The organism is Nostoc sp., from assembly GCF_035638895.1.
Classification (GTDB): Bacteria; Cyanobacteriota; Cyanobacteriia; order Cyanobacteriales; family Nostocaceae; genus Nostoc.
In genome coordinates this window covers 1-17301 of record NZ_DASQZC010000377.1, presented here as the reverse complement: position 1 = coordinate 17301, position 17301 = coordinate 1, and the positions used below count along the sequence as shown (strand labels likewise).

Genomic DNA, 17301 nt, shown 5'->3' with positions numbered 1-17301 from the left:
CAATGCAATGAACTACGAGTCCAAAGTGAAGTTCCTACATTTACTTATTAGATAAATATAGGAACGTCACAGAATCTACTTACTAGACTCAAGCTATAACACCAAATGTACACAACAAATGGTTTTGATACCTTCTTTAACTTGAAAATTTGTATAAATTCAGACTCAAATGCTTCTAGTACAGGTCGGCGGAAATAAACCTACCATTTCATTACAGCCAGAAAGCCCGAAATTAAAGCCTTTTGACTTTTGACTTCCCCATTCGCGTAGCGTCTCGCAGAGAAGGGGCTGACTTCCGCCTTGCGGTACTAGATTAATGAAAAACTTAAGATTCTAGCAAGATTCTATATGGGGCAATGCTTATGAAAAACCAGAGATTATCCCCCAAATTGGGCGTCGGATCGTTGATGGTGACATCCACACATCGAAAATGAACCCCCAATCCCAAATTTGAAATACAAACATTAATTAGTCGTTGTCCCACTGTTCACGACCAATTAGGTCGCCAATGCGATCGCGTAACAAAAAGTCACATTTCTCTAATTCACATTCAACGCAAACCCACTCTCTCGCTGGAATGTATTGGCAGAGGGTATATATTGGCTGTTGTCGGCTAATCATTCCTTTTTGCACCAGTCGTCGTGCTTCGTCTTGAATCAGATCGAGAGAGTAGTAATTGATAGAAGGCACCGTATTCACACTCATGTTTTTTACTCACAAATTAACACTTACGATAGTGTTCCCGTTAATAATTAGGAACAAACATTACAGAAATTAGACTTGTGGCTAAGATTTTGTAGTTTGCTATACGGAACTCTTTTTATTTTGACGCTATATTTCCTAAAATTATCTCAAGAAATGTTAAGAAAGTCAACATATCCTGACATTTGTCGAAAATCTGCTTTACAAAAAAAATTCCGAGTAGTTAACTTAACCTGCTATGGCAGCTGTATGACTTTGATGCCACAAGTCTGAAAATCTTTCCATTACTGTCTTTAGGCAAGATTTGGCGGTTTCCAGAGGTTCAGGGCGCATAGGTGTAGCCCGTCACAGGCATCGCTTACATATCAAATAATCACCTTAAAGGCGGATTTAAAACTGCTCGTATTTATCTAAGGGTAAACAACATAAAAATATTTGTCAGATACTAGGGTATAAAGTGTTGCAAAACATAACGGCTAAAGTAACTTACGAAGGCTTTTACCCCAGCATCTGTTAACAATTTCTTAAATAGAACCGTAATTACTTAGTTGATTTCAGCACTAATGTTACACAATTTTCTTTAGATAAACATCTGTAGAAGGGTCGAGTAAAGGACTTCCAATTGAAGGGGGCAGGAGCCAGGGGAGGAAAGAGAGTTATTGTTCAGTAATTCTTTTTTCAAGAACAGCCTCTCTTCTCCCTCTGCTCCCTGCCTCAATCAAGAAATTCCTTAACGCGAAAGGTATTGGGGGTAGAGCGAAACAGGAATAGTAGAGTAGGCACGGAAGCCAAGGCAAGTAAAAAACGTATATATGCAACTACTGATCCCTGAAATAGATTATGGTCATATTAAAACAGACGCGATTTGGTCACGTCTGTAAATTGTTTAGCGGATTTGCTGAGATTAATTGTTCTGAAGTTACATTGTTATTTCAGTTACTCATTCATCAGATGATTCATCATCTTGATTGGTGCTATCATCTACTGCTACCAAATTTTCTGGGGGACGCTGATGGTTAAGTTGGTTTAGTAGCGCCAGTACTTTATTACCGCGTTCTATGGAGCGATCTTCGAGAAACAGCACCTCTGGTGTACGACGTAGCCGTACCCGCGCCCCAAGTTCGCTGCGGACGTAACCCGTGGCTGACTTTAAGCCTGCCATTGTTTCTTCCTTAGCTTCATCTGTACCATAGATACTGACGTAGATTTTGGCGTGTTGGAGATCGCCGGAAACATCAACATCAGTAACACTTACCATTCCTGTACCCACACGGTCATCCTTGATGCCGTTGAGCAGCATTTGGCTAACTTCCCGTTTGATCAATTCAGCAACGCGGGAAACCCGACGATTTGTAGCCATAAAAATTTCGCCTCATCACAGAGGTTATACAACAAAAATACATGCAAGTTAAGTAGACAGTACTTAGCGCAAGCAACGCCAAGAGCAACCGTCTGTGGGGCACAGCCCCGATATAGCGCTAGTCTAGATTGTACTCAAGCCCAGCATTGCCCGTAGGGTAAGAGTAAGGAAGACTAGGCTGCTCACAAACAAACCCAAGATAGCAATTAAGGTGACTGGGCGCTTCAACAATGGCACTAACGGCGCAAAGGTGTTAATAAACAGTCCTAAGACGATACTAATTAAGTACCGGGGGTAGCGAAAGACGTTATCCCAAAATCCGTCAAACATTTGAATGTCAACTGCCTTGTTATATACTTACGTTTGTTTTGATATGCTTTATCTATTCAATTGTAATCTATGCGGCTGGAAAATTAGCCAGCTAATATAAAATATACTTCGTCGGTTATATTTGCTTTATTTAGTCACGATTATTTTCAGTTAAATCGCAAGTAAATGGTAATTCAAATCCCCAAGGAAACTAGCCCGCGTCCATTTTTGAAGTGGGCAGGGGGTAAAAGTAGGTTGATACAGCAATATATTCCTTATTTTCCCAAGAGTTATAAAAATTACTATGAGCCATTTTTAGGTGGTGGTGCTGTTTTTTTCTATCTCCAACCAACCACAGCAGTTTTAACTGATATTAATGCCGAATTAATTAACACTTATTGTTGTGTTAGAGATCATACTGAGGAATTAATTTCTCTATTGAAAGAGCATAAAATTCGACATGATAAAGATTATTACTATAGTATACGAAACCACTCTGGTGGAACTGATATAGAAAAAGCTGCTCGTTTAATTTATCTTAATAAGACTTGTTTTAATGGTCTTTATCGAGTCAACTCACAGGGTAAATTCAATGTCCCATTAGGCAGATATGAAAATCCCAATATTTGTTCTGAGGTGTTATTAAAAGCAGCCTCAGAAGCGCTTTCTCATGCAGAAATTAAACAAGCAAATTTTACAGAAGTCCTGAATCATGCCACTACCAGTGATGACTTTGTATTTTTTGACCCGCCATACCATCCTATTAGTGACACTAGCTATTTTACTGCTTATAGCCAAAATTGTTTTAGTAAAAAAGATCAAGAAGTTTTGAGAGATACTTGTGCAGAATTAGTAAGTCGTGGTGTCAAAGTTATGGTATGTAATTCTAATAGCGAATTTATTAAAAAAATTTATACCGATATTAATTTTGAAACTTATAAAATCAAAGCAGCCCGATCAATTAATTCAAACATTAAAAATAGAGGGATGATTTACGAATTACTAATTACATCTTTTAAAGATTTTTATTCGCCCAAGCAATGAATCTGTCTAAACTATAAACTGCTAATAAATTATGGTTATCATTAACTCTTGCTTTTAGCCATTTGCTTGCGCCTTCTCGCATACCTTCACCACCTAAAATCACGATAGTTGGTGCAGGGTAATAGTTCTGGATGTTCATATTCAAGTAAGGAAACTTTTCATCAACTGAACCGGGGCTTTCTTGCCATTTGCACTCGAAAATTAAACCAGATGGCATTGCAGGTGAGCCAACAACATAAAAGTCAACTTTCAGATCGGTATGATAAATTCCAGTTCCAATATAAATTTCTTTTCCATAACGCTTTGGCAATAAAGCAGCATTTAAAATAAATTCTTTTGGCACATAGTTCCCGACTTGGAAATAATTATGCCCAGTCAAAATTGCTTCTACATTTCTTTCTAAAATATTCCCAGCCTTATTTGCCCGTCCGCCTTGAGTCAGAGCCATCCTCAATCCCTCTGCCAAAAGTCCTGCTTATTATAGAATTTCACAAAAGCAGTAAAAAAGGGCTGGTTGCTTAATATGAATTTTTGATTTTGACTAAACAAGGTTGGATTAATAGGTAAAAAATCTGAAAGTATTGGTATATTTGTACTAAACAAATACAAATGTATTAATAATTTGGAGCGGCAACCAGTTACTAATTGAAATAATAGTTAAATAGTTAATTTTCTAGCCATACCGTTGAGGAATTCTGGCTTTTATATCTTCCCAACTGCTGCCAATGACCCGGTTTTGTAGATATTCGGCTTTGCGACGGGCTAGCTCTTGTTTCTGCCAATCTAAAACTGGGAGTGCTGCTGGTGTAGCGGCAATCTCATCCCATAAATCTTCTACTAGTTGAAGTTTTTCCGCTCTCGAAAGATTAAAGAGTTCGGGAAATACTGAGTTCATGCCCTTCTATAATTTTATTCACCTTAATTATTACACCCTGAAACCGCCATATCTATAACAACATTTCTAATAACTGGAATTTAGCTTGGATGAATTTTAGTTATTTCGTTTTGACTTCAACCTGTCTGTGCCTCAGTATGACCGTTGCGAATAGACCATGCTAGTTCTAAAAGTTGAGTCCAGCGCTTTTGTAACTGTTTGGGGGTGCATTTGATGGTTTTGGCGATCGCAACGTCATTTTCCCGTGCAGTTTTTAACTGTAATATTTGCTGTTGCTGTTCTGTTAGTTGATTCACAAAGATTTCCCACTGCTGGGAAGATAAACCCAATTTTTGCTCTAAACCCGCGCCTAACCATTGATGTACCAATTGCCAGTGGTGTTGTTTGGCAAACTTTTCTACGTGATATTTAAACCGTTGTTGGAGATAATCGCGCTGACGGCTGGTTAAACCGAGAATTTGGTCAATTTCTGGGGCTGAGAGGTCTTGAAGTTTCAAGCTGAGGTAGTTCATACAGTCAGATTGACCTTGAGAATCCAGGTATTTCATCAATTCAGTGATGACGCGATCGCGTTCTGACTCTTCTGATGGATCAAAATTAGTTTGGGCAATCATTTGCGATCGCAGCTGTTGCACCGCCGAGTTACGCTGGTAAGATTCCGCTTCTTCACCCTTAGCAGATTCTACCGCCATTTCAATATCCACGGTAGTTTCTTGCGGTTGACGACGAGCAAAGCTTTGGGCCCGCAAGATAATCAATTGCTGATTTGCACCACCAGGTAAATTGATCCGGCGTTTGGCATACTGTTCTGTAAATGCCATATATTCAGCTAATTGCAGCTGAGTACGCGGTGTGTGATCGTTAGGTAGTTCGTTTTCTCTGCGGAAAGCTTTGATAGCTTCGATATAAAATGCTTGTAAAAAATCTTCAATCAGGCTGTAACGAGCCTCAAAACCCAACTCAGAGCCGGATATAGTTACATGGCGGTAAACCATAGCACCCAAATTGCTATGTAATTCCACCCGCCCTTGTTTTGAACCTAGTTGGTAGTAACGTAAGCATTTGTGCATCCGATGCCTTCCCAACGTAATCTGCCAGGATTTGATTTCCCCAGATGTTTGGATACGGGAGCTTTTATCGCAAATGCGTTCTACTTCTACGGCTATGCGGTTTGCTAAAGCTTCTACACACCTGGGTGCTGCTTTCACTTGCGCTTGCATTTCCTGACACAGCAATTCAATCAAGGTTTCGCTGCTGCTGTCTGAAAATTCTTCAGTCGAAAGGTGATTATCAAAAATGGGTGTAGAGTTTGGTAGATTAACGACGTTAGATTTCATGACTTTTCCAGTAGTATTGCACCGTAATTACAACGCAGACACAGCAATCAAGGCCGGCCTTGGCTTACGAATCTTTAGGCATTCATCCATCAAGGCTTGCCGCATGTAATGCTCACATCTAAAGCTCATATATAAAACTGTAGGAAATACGAGAGAGTTACAGTTATGGAAATGTGTCGGTTTTTTCACAAGCCACCACATTGACGCTGGGACACAAGTACCCGCCATTTTCTCAAAGTTGTCAAATCCCTTGCTGTAGCAACTGTTGCCACCATCCTGTTATTGCATCTGTGCCCATCGTAGACATAGCCTTAAAATATGACAATTTAAAAACTGGAGTCGCTTTTATCACAATTTCCGAAACAGAGAGGTGCGCCTGTGAAGTAGGGGCTGGGGACTAGGGACTGGGGATTGGGAAGATGATTATGTGGATTCATACCCCAACCAAATCTTAAAAGAATTTTTTCCCCAGTACCCAATACCCAATCCCCAGTCCCGGAATTCTTATACCCATGCTGCTGCTGCTTCCCAACCTAAACCCCTCCGTATAATTGCTGCTTCGTCTCCGGTCATATCCAAAATAGTAGATACTTCATAAGTAGGTTCTTCGCCAGTATCTACAATTATGTCTACCAACTTATCCAAACGATCAAATAGCTCTACCCGCGACTGAACAGTTTCTGGATCTATCCGAATCATGCCATTATCTGCTTCATCTGGTGGCAGATGTGCTGAAGTTGAAATAATCGGATTGCCCAACGCTGTTAGCAGTTCCAAACACACAGTATGGTTTGGTACTCTAATTCCAGTACTTTTTCGCTTGGGGCTTTGCACCAATCGCGGTACTAATTTAGTTGCTGGGAGCAAAAACGTGTATGGCCCTGGAATCAGGCGTTTCATAATTCGATAGGCTGTGTCACTTACGAAGGCATAAGTTGCCACATTTGAAAGCGAGGGACATAAAAATGTCAGTGGTTTATCATTTGCTAGCTGTTTAATTTGCCGCACTCGTTCTACCGCCGACTTGGCATTCAAATCACAACCGATCGCATAGACTGTATCAGTAGGGTAAAGCATGACTGCGCCACTAGAAAGCGCCGACTTTATTTCCTCTATTCGGCGAACTTGAGGATTATCCGGATGAACTGGGAAAATTTTTGCCATAGGACGGGGAGCGCTGAGTTAGGAGTTAGGAGTTGGGAGTTAGTTATTTACAAATGACAAATGACAAATGACAAATGACTAATAACAAATTTATTATGAATAAAATTGCTTATCTTCAATGTCCGACAGGAATTTCTGGTGATATGTGCCTGGGTGCTTTGGTGAGTTTGGGTGTTCCTGTGGAGTATTTAATTGAAAAACTCAATGGGTTGGGTATTGAACAGGAATATCAGTTAAGGGCAGAATTTGTCCAACGTAATGGTCAACAGGCGACTAAAGTACATGTGGATTTAGTACACGATCACCACCACCACCATCACCACGACCACGAACACAATCACTATCACACACGCCACCTGCCAGAAATAGAGCGGATGATTCTCAAAGCAGGGTTGCCATCACGGGCAGAAGCTTGGAGTTTGGCGGTATTCCGACAGCTAGCAGTCGCAGAAGGGGCGGTGCATGGCATTTCTCCTGAAAAAGTTCATTTTCATGAAGTGGGTGCTATAGATGCGATCGTAGATATTGTGGGTACTTGTCTGGGATTAGATTGGTTGGGGATTGAGAGCAATGACGAAGGATTGCCCTTACTTTACTGCTCGGCGTTCCCGACTGGTGGCGGCACTGTTCGGGCTGCACATGGTCAGATGGCAGTACCAGTACCAGCAGTATTAAAGCTGTGGGAAATGCGGGGTTGTCCAGTTTATAGCAATGGGATTGACAGAGAACTGGTGACACCAACAGGAGCTGCGATCGCTACTACTTTGGCAAGAGATTTTGGTTCACCACCTGTGATCGCTATCAAGCAGATAGGATTGGGAGCAGGAACCATAAATTTACCCATTCCCAATATTTTACGCCTTTGGGTGGGTGAAAGCGCAAATTTACAGTCAAATTTCAGCAGTTCTGAAGATACTAGCTCAAATTTAGAAACCATCTCGGTACTAGAAACTCAAATTGATGATTTAAATCCGCAAGCGATCGGCTATGTGTTTGAGGCGTTGTTTGCGGCTGGTGCAGTGGATGTTTTTACCCAAGCGATCGCCATGAAAAAGTCCCGTCCAGGGATTTTGCTGACTGTGATTTGTCATCCAGAAAATTTACTTAGTTGTGAAGCGGTTATATTCCGCGAAACTACAACTTTGGGTATTCGGCGAACAACTCAGCAACGCGCCATTTTACAACGGGAAATTCAACAAGTAGAAATTGAATATGGCAAAGTACGTGTAAAAATAGCATGGAAAGGGCAATCACCAGAAAAAGTTATTGCAAATGTGCAGCCAGAATATGAAGATTGTGCAGACTTAGCCCGAAAACATAATATTCCCTGGCGCGAAATTCAACGGTTGGCGCTACAGCGTTGGTATTTAACCAATGACTGATCCAAATTCCTCATTCCTCGTTGGAGACTGGATCACACCTTAATAGTCATTGTCAGCCACACAAATGCCTTTACATTTAATACCGTTCGTAGCGGTGCGCTGACAATGAGGACATAGAACTTTTTCGTTTTCTGTTTCTTGATTTGTCTTTAAACTACTGCTTGCCTGTAATTTTTCTTTTTCGGTGTCGATTTCTAGAGTCATAGTTAAAAGCCGTTTAATTACTTAGAACTTTTATCAAATATTGTGTCAATGTAAACGCATCTACACCCAATTCTGTACGCTCTTGGGCGGCTATTATACCCGCTTGCGAATGCCACCATGCAGCAGTTGCCACAATATTTTCTATGGGAATCTGCTTTGTTGCTGCTTGCGCCAACAATCCACCCAGTAACCCAGTTAACACGTCGCCGCTACCACCACGCGCTAAGGCAGGTGTGCTTTCAGGAATAATCCAAACAGCACCTTGAGGGTTTGCGATCGCAGTTCTCGCCCCTTTCAATAATACTATCGCCTCACTTTGGGCTGCTGCTTCCCGTACTGCTTGCACTCTGTCATGTTTGGCATCGGGGACATCAGGAAACAATCGTTGGAATTCGCCAGTGTGGGGTGTGAGTACGGTTACAGCAAGACGTTTTTTTAATGTGGCGATCGCTCCCATTTGTGCCAAGATATTTAAACCATCGGCATCGAGAATTAGAGGGCGATCGCTGTTGATCACTTCTTGCACAATAGGAGTGGCATCTCGTGTTAAACCGGGGCCACAAGCGATCGCATTAAAAGAACTCAGATCGGTTTTTTCTGGTAATTGTAATTGAGCAATGGCTCCAGTTTCCGTCTCTGGACAACCGACAATTAGCGCTTCTGGCAAATGTGACACCAAAAGAGATTTCAGCGATTCGGGTACAGCGATCGAAAGCATACCTACACCACTAGCCCTAGTACCCAAACCAGTTAAAATTGCTCCACCTGCATAGCGCCGCGAACCACAAATCAGCAGTAAATGTCCTTCCTTATATTTGTGGGTGACTGGTGGACGAGGTATGGGTAGAGTCGCAAGAGCCGTTGCTGGTGTAATACGTTTAATGCTGGGTACATTTTTTAGAACAGCTTCCACATCAGCTAAAGGAATATCGAAATCGATTAACTCAGCTTTGCCGAGATATTCCAGCGCCTGATCTTGGAAGAAAGCTAGCTTCCATAAACCCAAGCAAAAAGTGTGAGTGGCGCGAATGGCAGTTCCTAATACTTCGCCTGTGTCGGTGTGCAAACCTGAAGGTAAATCGATACTATAAATCGGCACAGGCAATTCATTTAACTGATTAATTGCAGAGGCGATTGGATCGGTAAGATTTCTTTCTAAACCAAACCCAAACAAGCCATCAATTAACAAATCAGAATTTGGCAGTTGCTCAATTGTTTGATAAATTGGAATGCCCAAACTCTGAGCATACTGCAAGTGCTGTGAAGTTAATTCCTTAAGCTTAGAGAAAGGAGAATAAATCCAAACCTCATACCCGCGAAAGTATAATTCACGGGCTACTACTAAAGCATCTCCGCCATTATGACCCGGCCCGACAAGAATTCCAACACGAAATCCCCCCGCCTGCGGCGAGTTTGAAAGGATGTAGCCCTGCTTTTTAAAGGGGGTTGGGGGGATCTCTTGAATGCGACGGGCAATTAATCCCGCTACCTTTTCCATTAAAGCTACGACAGGCATTCCTGCTGCAAAGATCCGATCTTCAATATCGCGCATTTGCACAGCAGTCACTACCACTTGCGAAATTTTTTCTTGCCTATTCTGCATCAGTTTTAAGTCCTGCTAGCGGATAGCTACGCTTGAGCCAGTGCTGAGTTATGAGTTTTAGGGTAACTGAAACTTTAGCAGATTTGATCCAAATGAACTAACTGCTTAATGCTGACATCGCTGGAATCTTTGTGTTACAACTTGGCAGACAATTTAATCATGCGTTGGAGTGGGTGAATCAAATTTTGGGAATAATCCTCATAGTGTTTGAAAGCATCGTTTTGGTTAGGCTTCACGCTATGAGAGCGCGATTTATAGGAAAAAAGCAGATTTTTGGCTGTTTATCTATTGCATTTTGCTGCATTTTGTGGATTTTGGCATTAATTCCAGTCAACGCAACCTCCACAGCGCCTATTGATACTTTGCGACAACAGCAGCAACAAATGAACCAACAGCGTCAAAGTGTGGTTAACGATCGCAATCGCTTAACAAATCTCCAACAAGAGGCCCAAAAACACCTCACTGGTTTAAAGCAAAATCTGCAAACTACAGATAGCTACATTCAAGAGAGCGAATCACGATTACAACTCGCCACCCAACGCCTCCAGCAGTTGGAAACTGATTTAGCAGTAGCGGAACGTTCTTATGAAGAGCGACAAATAGCAACAGTAGCACGATTGCGTTATCTCCAGCGATCGCCTGCATCTGTTGGATGGGCAGTTTTGCTCGAAAGTCAAAATATCAGCGACTTTTTCAGCCGTCGTCATCAGTTGAAGTTAGTGTATCAGGCAGACGAACAAATTTTGGTAAAACTCAACCAACAAGCAAAGCTAATAAATAAACAAAAAACGGACGTAGAACAGCAAAAAAACGAAATTGCCTTGATTCGTGAGCAATTGTTAGCACAAAAATCCGATTATCAAAACCAGGCGGAGTCACAATCAGAATTGATTCAACGCCTCAATAGCGATCGCCTAGCCTTGGAAGCAGCACAAAACCAGCTAGAGAGGGAATCTCAAAATCTGGAAGTCTTGATTCAACAAAAGGTAGCAGAAGCTAGAGCAACAGAGGAGGCGCAAGCAAAAACCAACAGCCGGACAAGTGTGATTATTCGGGGAACTGGTATAATGGCATATCCTAGCAATGCTTCTACTAGTAGTCCCTTCGGCTGGCGGATACACCCAATCCTTGGCTATCGTCGCTTTCATGCCGGGTTGGATTTTGCCGCTAGCTATGGTAGTAAAATTCGGGCAGCCGATTCGGGCAGAGTAATTTTTGCTGGGTGGTATGGTGGTTATGGCAGAGCAGTAATTATCGACCACGGCAATGGTATAACTACACTCTACGGACATACCAGCGAGTTGTATGTTTCCGAAGGACAAGTAATCGAACGCGGACAAGCGATCGCTGCTGTCGGTTCCACAGGTTTCTCAACTGGCCCCCACCTCCACTTTGAAGTTCGCCGCAATGGTACACCCGTAGATCCAGCTAATTATCTTTGAATCCAAAAACCCAGTTTCTCTTGGCTGCAAATTTTATCACAGACGTGCTATAATGTGTAAGACTAAGGGCGCGTAGCTCAGTGGATAGAGCAACAGATTCCGGTTCTGTGGGTCGGGGGTTCAAATCCCTCCGCGCTCGTTACTTTTAGAAGACTAACCATAAAATCGACAGGTCATTTTGTCTCGTGGGATAAATCCAATTTATCCTATGAAATATAATGGCAACGGGTAGCTGGAATATAAAAAACTATTTAGACTTAGTAATATAATTTGGGATTATAAGTTATTGCTAAATCCTGTCGATGATAATCCCTAATAACTTACTAGAAAATAGATTTTTAATATAATTTATACCAAACTTCAAATTGAGATTGGCGATACATGCAGGTGACCTAAATTTACGGTTTACAATAACGTAATGCGCTTTGATTGTGTGGTTGCTAATTTGACATTTTAGATTTTGGATTGATTTTTTTAGGAGGATAAGATAATGACTCAAGCAATTGATAAAGAACAAATGATAATTGATGAATTTAAAAAGTTATCTCCTGAGAAGCAGCAGGAGGTATTAAATTTTATTGAATTTTTGCATTTTAAAGCACAAAAGCAGGATGTACAGCATAAAGAAGAGAAAGAACCTATTTCCGCCTATGAAGCTGCAAAAGAGTTTGCTGGCTGTGTTGATGGAGGGCCTGGTGATCTAGCTACCAATAAGAAGTATTTAGAGGGTTACGGTTGGAAATGAGGAAAAAGGTACTTCTAGATACAGGCCCATTAGTCGCATTTATTAATAATCGGGAAAATTCGCATAATTGGGCAGTTAATGAATGGAAAAAGATTGAACCGCCTTTCTTTACTTGCGAAGCAGTAATTACTGAGACGTGTTTTATATTGCGAGATTTTTATGGCGGAGAGGATGCAGTTATGTCTTTACTAGATACTGGCTTAATTCAAATCTCTTTTCGTCTCAGTGATGAAATAGGAACGGTTAAAGAGTTGCTGAAGCGATATCAGAATGTGCCAATGTCGTTAGCTGATGCGTGTTTGGTAAGAATGAGTGAGTTAATTGTGGGGAGTTGTGTCTTGACGCTAGATAGTGATTTTCGGGTTTATCGGAAGAATAAGAATGAGATGATGGATTTGATTATTGCTGATGGGATATAAAAGGGGATAGATATCAGTGAGATACAAGTACCTAAAATTAGAGTTAATCACTTTTAAAACATCCTCTAAGCTTGACATTTTGCCTGCCTATGCTATGTAACTTAAAAGTTCAAAAGGCAAAAGGTAAATATGGTTTTCCAGTACACTAACGCATTTGTCACTATAGCATCGGTTAATTGCGAGAATTTAGTGAATTTCTATACTAAATTGCTGGAGCAAAAGCCAGTTATTTTAATTCCGAATGTCTATGCTGAGTTTAATTTGGTTAGTATGCGTTTAGGTATTTTTAAACCAAAGAACATAAACGAATCGGAATTTGAAGCGATTGCCAAAAGTAAGATAAGTTTATGCTTAGAGGTGAGTAACTTAGAAGATGCGATCGCTCACCTAACAGCTTTGGGCTATCCCCCACCAGGAGACATTTCCATTGCTTCCCACGGCAGAGAAATTTATGCCTATGATCCTGATGGGAATCGGATAATTTTACATCAAGCCCCAGTGAATGATAATTAATAAGTGATAATAATTTATTTGGTAATTGATTATGGCTATAACTCAAAACTATAGATTAAACCTGATTCAATGGTATCCGGGTCATATTGCGAAAGCTGAAAGGAAGCTCAAAGAACAGCTAAAGCGCGTAGATGTGGTGTTTGAGGTACGAGACGCGCGGATTCCCTTAGCGACTCACCATCCCCAAATAGGTGAGTGGGTTGAGGGTAAGACACGGGTGTTGATACTTAACCGAGTAGATATGATTACTCCGCAAATGCGATCGCTGTGGATAGATTGGTTTAAACGTCAAGGGGAAGTCCCTTATTTTACCAACGCTCAACATGGTAAAGGTATAGCAGAAGTGGCACGGGCAGCACAAGCTGCTGGAGTAGAACTTAATAAAAGAAGAAGCGATCGCGGCATGTTACCCCGTCCAGTCCGAGCTGTGGTGATTGGTTTTCCCAATGTCGGTAAATCAGCTTTGATTAACCGCCTGTTAGGACGGCGAGTAGTAGAAAGTGCAGCCCGTCCTGGGGTGACGCGCCAACTACGTTGGGTGCGAATTTCTGAACATTTGGAATTGCTAGATGCTCCTGGTGTCATCCCTTTAAGATTGGAAGACCAAGATGCAGCATTGAAATTAGCCATTTGTGATGATATCGGTGAAGCATCTTACGATAACCAGCTAGTAGCAGCGGCCCTAGTGGATTTACTCAACTATTTAGAAGCTGTAGCCGCAGATTTATTACCAAAGAAACCATTACAGTCCCGTTACCAACTCGATTCGACATCAGACACCGGAGACACCTATTTGCACGCCTTGGCGGAGCATCGTTACAAAGGTGATATAGAGCGAGCTGCAAGGCAACTTTTAACAGATTTTCGCAAAGGTTCGTTAGGTGAAATGAGTTTAGAATTACCTCCTAACTAAATTACAAGCATTTTCAACCTGTTTTTAAGTAGCAGGTGAGTAGTACTCAAAAGTCTGGGCATTCAGCTTTGGTAACCTCTGGGTGGCAGTAGTACCTCAAAACTGTTTGGACGTTATCGCCGATCCAGTAAGCCACCTTTTCCGGCGATGCCCCGGAAGCGATCGCCCAAGTAGCGAAGGTGTGCCGAGTGCTATAAGCCTTCAAGTAAGGAACTATGCCTTGGTCAGCCAGTTCTCTGACTACCCCGTTATAGCGATACTCTCCGACATCGTGGGCCCGCCAGCATTTATCTAAAATGTTTAAATTGAGTCTCTGCCCAGTCGGGCTTTTGAAAATCAATTCTTTTGGATCTGGTGAATCTGGTTTGACCTCTGCAAGCAAGGATTGCAGTTTGGAGCCTTGCAAGCAGGAGAACACACGCCGTTTATTATTTTTGGTTCCTTTGACAACACGAACGCGAGAAGCGTAGGCTTTTGTAATAGAAATTCGAGTACATTCGCGGCTCACATCACCCCATGTCAAAGCGAATGCCTCTCCATGTCGGCATCCAGTCCAGAATAAAAATTTAATCAGGCTGCTGTAGTGTGAAAATTTGGGGTGAGATTCAAAAGCCGTGATAATTAGATCCCGTTGTTCTAAGGTGTAAGCTTTGTCCCCGTTCTCGTTACTGTTTTTCTTGGGACTTGGTAACTGCATCTTTTCAAAAGGATTGGAACTAATTAAAAATGAATCAACACCCCATTTACAGCACCTAGAAAAAGCTGCAAGCGTTTTGTATGCTGTATGGTAGCTATATTTAGTTAGCAGCCAATCCCGAATTGTTGGAGCATCTTCAATTGGTTTACTTGAAAGTTCGGTAACAATTTTAGTTATTTGCTTGTAATCACTTTCCAGTGTTGAAAGCTCTAAATGTTGAGATTGGAAAGCTAAGAATTTATCCCATAGCCTACATAAGGGTTCTCTTTCTACTGGAAGTGCAACGTTTTGATGATTTCCAAATTTATATGATTTTAGTGTTGGATCGAAACGTCCCAATGCAATATCTCGCTGAATTTCTTCCCAGCGAGATTCTACGATAATTCTATTTTTAGCTAAATCTTTAAGACCACTGGATAAATAAAATTGCTTGTCGTAACCATTGACCCTAAAGCGAATATTTAGTTTTTGGGTTTTAGGGTCAATGGTTATAGCCATAGTTATTCATCGGTTTTATGAATATCTTCAAAGGTTAAATAAATTCTGCTCTCTAGTTGATTGGGTGGTCAGCATGGGTAAGGTGCAGATTTTTCTATTAGTCTCAATCCGTTGCTTTCGGCATTTTCTACAAATAATTCTGCTGTATCCTCCACCATCTCTTTAGCAGCCCAAACCCTGATTTTGATTAACTTGGGCTCCTCAGAAGTTGTTGGCGTTTGCAGAGTTAATTGTTTGAATTTTTTAAGTTTTTTGAACCCCAAAAAATTTGTCTACAATTACCAAAACCCGCTATAGGGTGGATTTTCGCCGTCTACAGCCGAATTTTCGTGGGTAAAAAATTGTAGGCGGTGTAGACGCACTTTTGAACAGTTAGTGGCAATGTATTGAGCGATCGCACTTCCACTCAACCACTGCCTATTCAATGGATAATTCACCTGTAAAGCGTTGCCTACAGCCTGTAGATGGACTGTAGGCAAGCTGTAGACATTACTTTGACCACCTCCAGCCCAAGCGATCGCCACTATCTACCACTTCCCCCAATCCCCTATCAGCAAGAGATTGAAAGATTATCCTGATATTCTCTGGGTCATCTTTCTTAAATTGCTGGCTTGCTTGCTGGAGTACTCGCGCCTTCAAAACCTCCCCTGGATGCTCTTGCCCCCAGGTGATTATGATTTGCTCATATTCATTGAGGTCTTGGAGCGATCGCACTTCGTCATTTTCCCCGCCGGAGTTTTCCACAGGTGCTTGAGCAGTAGTTCCCCAGTTGCTAAGGTCAAGCTCACATGGGCAGTCATCGACCATAAACCGCTTTTTACCACCAGCTTTCAACCATTGCTCTAGTTGAGGATCTTTGAGTTTAGTCCTGGCGTAATCGCGTCCAAATTGACCTAACCGCACCAGCACAAAGCAGCTGTAGAGGGTGTCTTTGTCACCTTGCAAGCCGTAATTCTCTGCCGTGTCATTTTGGGCCAGCGCACAAATGAACTGTTTATATCGCCTACCCCGTTTGGCGTGGCGTTTTATCCAAGGGGTAGAATTGTCGCACTCGTCCACCAAAATCGGGAATTCTTCCGCGATCATGAATCGTTCCCGACCGGCGATCGCTAAATCTCCCCCTTCACCCCTAAGCTGAACTAGGTCTTCAAGGATTTCTAAGTCTTTACCCATCGCTGTGTCGATGGCTTTGAAATTTCCCTTGCGCCCAATGACATCGGCTTGATCAATCCATGACCAATCATCCGGTTTAGCGTCGCTGTCATAAACAACAACCCTACCACCGATTTTGGAGGACAAATACTGGGTAAAGGTTGATTTGCCGTCGCCCGTGCCGCCAACTAGAGCAACGTGCTTTTGTTTTTTCTGGATGTATTCAACCGGATCTGTGATTAAGTTCTCTGGTTTCCAGTTGGCATCAAGAGCGCCAACTGTGACAGCTAACTGTGCTGTGGGTTGGGTATTGGCACGGGCCCACGCTTGGAAGTTGATCCGCGACGCTCGGTCGATGTCACCAAGGGATTCTTGAAGTATCTTTGCTGTTTGGCGATGTCTGCGACCAACTTCTAAAGTAGCGACCGACGCACCCAACACCCACGGCTTATACTCTTGCTTTTGGCTTGCTCCCAGAAACAACAAGCCACAGCTGACAGCTAAACTACTCCAGCATGACCACTTGGCGCGGCTGTACATCTGCAAATGTTGGTGTAACTGGGAAGGGTGTAAATCACTGCTCATGTTTACCCCCCGAAACCTAGTCTTTGGATATTTGCCACAAGCAGATCCAAAGAATTTTCGACTTCCCGAAATTCTTCTACCTGTACTGGACTAGTATCAATCCCGTTCTCTTGTAATTGCTCCTGTATTAAATTTGCTGCTTCCTCTACGTCCAATTGGCTAGGCGAATCAATTAAAGTCGTTCCGTGTCCTTCGTTGTCCCAGTACTTAATTTTGTAGATTGTCATATCCCTAGCAATACCCCCACAGCAACTAACCCCACACGTAGCAGCAAGATATCTCTGACCTCTGGCACGGCTTGGCGTAAGTAAAGTGTGAAAATTCCAGCGATCGCTAA

General features: G+C 42.1%; 20 protein-coding genes and 1 tRNA gene. 8 read left to right on the top strand and 13 right to left on the bottom strand.

Annotated elements, in window-relative coordinates:
* Nucleotides 1-468: 468 nt before the first annotated feature.
* The 3 genes from VE944_RS18655 to VE944_RS18645 all read right to left on the bottom strand — a co-directional run bounded on the left by VE944_RS18655 (nt 469) and on the right by VE944_RS18645 (nt 2392).
* The gene (locus VE944_RS18655) at nt 469-705 is read right to left on the bottom strand and encodes a DUF4327 family protein (protein WP_012407481.1); all 237 of its coding nucleotides are present in this window, start codon (nt 703-705) and stop codon (nt 469-471) included.
* 937 nt (nt 706-1642) lie between these two features.
* A complete protein-coding gene (rbfA, locus tag VE944_RS18650) occupies nt 1643-2062 on the bottom strand; it encodes a 30S ribosome-binding factor RbfA (RefSeq protein WP_324980032.1) in 420 nt (139 codons plus the stop codon).
* 123 nt (nt 2063-2185) lie between these two features.
* The gene (locus VE944_RS18645; protein WP_324980029.1) at nt 2186-2392 is read right to left on the bottom strand and encodes a DUF751 family protein; all 207 of its coding nucleotides are present in this window, start codon (nt 2390-2392) and stop codon (nt 2186-2188) included.
* Between the two features lie 165 nt (nt 2393-2557).
* Between VE944_RS18645 and VE944_RS18640 the strand changes: the two genes are divergently transcribed.
* Nucleotides 2558-3415, top strand: coding sequence for a DNA adenine methylase (locus VE944_RS18640; protein WP_324980026.1), 858 nt, complete (start codon nt 2558-2560; stop codon nt 3413-3415).
* Here the strand turns inward: VE944_RS18640 and VE944_RS18635 are convergent.
* The 4 genes from VE944_RS18635 to VE944_RS18620 form a co-directional block, all read right to left on the bottom strand.
* Nucleotides 3387-3863 (bottom strand): PD-(D/E)XK nuclease superfamily protein, encoded by a 477-nt coding sequence (locus VE944_RS18635; RefSeq protein ID WP_229488079.1) that lies wholly within the window; start codon nt 3861-3863, stop codon nt 3387-3389. The genes VE944_RS18640 and VE944_RS18635 overlap by 29 nt on opposite strands.
* A 225-nt stretch (nt 3864-4088) precedes the next feature.
* Nucleotides 4089-4310 carry an addiction module protein gene (locus tag VE944_RS18630; RefSeq protein ID WP_324980018.1) on the bottom strand — a complete coding sequence of 74 codons (222 nt, stop codon included), beginning with the start codon at nt 4308-4310 and terminating at the stop codon, nt 4089-4091.
* A gap of 116 nt (nt 4311-4426) precedes the next feature.
* Nucleotides 4427-5647 carry a HetZ-related protein gene (locus VE944_RS18625; RefSeq protein ID WP_324980016.1) on the bottom strand — a complete coding sequence of 407 codons (1221 nt, stop codon included), beginning with the start codon at nt 5645-5647 and terminating at the stop codon, nt 4427-4429.
* 504 nt (nt 5648-6151) lie between these two features.
* Nucleotides 6152-6811, bottom strand: a complete 660-nt coding sequence (locus VE944_RS18620) for an L-threonylcarbamoyladenylate synthase (RefSeq protein WP_324980014.1) — start codon at nt 6809-6811, stop codon at nt 6152-6154.
* A gap of 95 nt (nt 6812-6906) precedes the next feature.
* Here VE944_RS18620 and larC point away from each other — a divergent pair, with 95 nt between their 5' ends.
* Nucleotides 6907-8193: a nickel pincer cofactor biosynthesis protein LarC gene (gene larC, locus VE944_RS18615; protein WP_324980081.1), complete on the top strand. Its 1287-nt coding sequence runs from the start codon at nt 6907-6909 to the stop codon at nt 8191-8193.
* A gap of 39 nt (nt 8194-8232) precedes the next feature.
* On the opposite strand, the gene VE944_RS18610 is transcribed toward larC, so the two are convergent.
* Both VE944_RS18610 and VE944_RS18605 read right to left on the bottom strand, forming a co-directional pair.
* On the bottom strand, nt 8233-8397 hold the full coding sequence (locus VE944_RS18610) for a hypothetical protein (RefSeq protein WP_324980011.1): 165 nt from the start codon (nt 8395-8397) through the stop codon (nt 8233-8235).
* Between the two features lie 13 nt (nt 8398-8410).
* A complete protein-coding gene (locus VE944_RS18605) occupies nt 8411-10000 on the bottom strand; it encodes an NAD(P)H-hydrate dehydratase (protein ID WP_324980008.1) in 1590 nt (529 codons plus the stop codon).
* 239 nt (nt 10001-10239) lie between these two features.
* Here VE944_RS18605 and VE944_RS18600 point away from each other — a divergent pair, with 239 nt between their 5' ends.
* The 6 genes from VE944_RS18600 to ylqF all read left to right on the top strand — a co-directional run bounded on the left by VE944_RS18600 (nt 10240) and on the right by ylqF (nt 14032).
* Nucleotides 10240-11442 (top strand): murein hydrolase activator EnvC family protein, encoded by a 1203-nt coding sequence (locus VE944_RS18600; protein WP_324980079.1) that lies wholly within the window; start codon nt 10240-10242, stop codon nt 11440-11442.
* Between the two features lie 66 nt (nt 11443-11508).
* Nucleotides 11509-11581: transfer RNA gene (locus VE944_RS18595), tRNA-Arg, on the top strand.
* Nucleotides 11582-11932: 351 nt separating this feature from the next.
* Nucleotides 11933-12187, top strand: coding sequence for a DUF2281 domain-containing protein (locus tag VE944_RS18590; RefSeq protein ID WP_196522436.1), 255 nt, complete (start codon nt 11933-11935; stop codon nt 12185-12187).
* Nucleotides 12184-12606 (top strand): type II toxin-antitoxin system VapC family toxin, encoded by a 423-nt coding sequence (locus VE944_RS18585; protein WP_324980002.1) that lies wholly within the window; start codon nt 12184-12186, stop codon nt 12604-12606. Before VE944_RS18590 ends, VE944_RS18585 begins: the two co-directional genes overlap by 4 nt.
* Nucleotides 12607-12735: 129 nt before the next feature.
* Complete coding sequence (locus VE944_RS18580) at nt 12736-13119, top strand: VOC family protein (RefSeq protein WP_324979999.1); 384 nt, start codon at nt 12736-12738, stop codon at nt 13117-13119.
* A 31-nt stretch (nt 13120-13150) separates the two neighbouring features.
* Nucleotides 13151-14032, top strand: a complete 882-nt coding sequence (ylqF, locus tag VE944_RS18575; RefSeq protein ID WP_229473036.1) for a ribosome biogenesis GTPase YlqF — start codon at nt 13151-13153, stop codon at nt 14030-14032.
* A gap of 46 nt (nt 14033-14078) precedes the next feature.
* Here the strand turns inward: ylqF and VE944_RS18570 are convergent, their stop codons facing one another.
* From VE944_RS18570 to VE944_RS18555, 4 genes are all read right to left on the bottom strand, one after another.
* Nucleotides 14079-15227 carry a tyrosine-type recombinase/integrase gene (locus VE944_RS18570; RefSeq protein WP_324979994.1) on the bottom strand — a complete coding sequence of 383 codons (1149 nt, stop codon included), beginning with the start codon at nt 15225-15227 and terminating at the stop codon, nt 14079-14081.
* A gap of 278 nt (nt 15228-15505) precedes the next feature.
* Nucleotides 15506-15751, bottom strand: a complete 246-nt coding sequence (locus VE944_RS18565; RefSeq protein ID WP_324979991.1) for a hypothetical protein — start codon at nt 15749-15751, stop codon at nt 15506-15508.
* Complete coding sequence (locus tag VE944_RS18560; RefSeq protein WP_324979989.1) at nt 15717-16964, bottom strand: P-loop NTPase family protein; 1248 nt, start codon at nt 16962-16964, stop codon at nt 15717-15719. Before VE944_RS18560 ends, VE944_RS18565 begins: the two co-directional genes overlap by 35 nt.
* 2 nt (nt 16965-16966) lie before the next feature.
* Nucleotides 16967-17191 carry a hypothetical protein gene (locus VE944_RS18555; protein ID WP_324979986.1) on the bottom strand — a complete coding sequence of 75 codons (225 nt, stop codon included), beginning with the start codon at nt 17189-17191 and terminating at the stop codon, nt 16967-16969.
* Nucleotides 17192-17301: the final 110 nt, after the last annotated feature.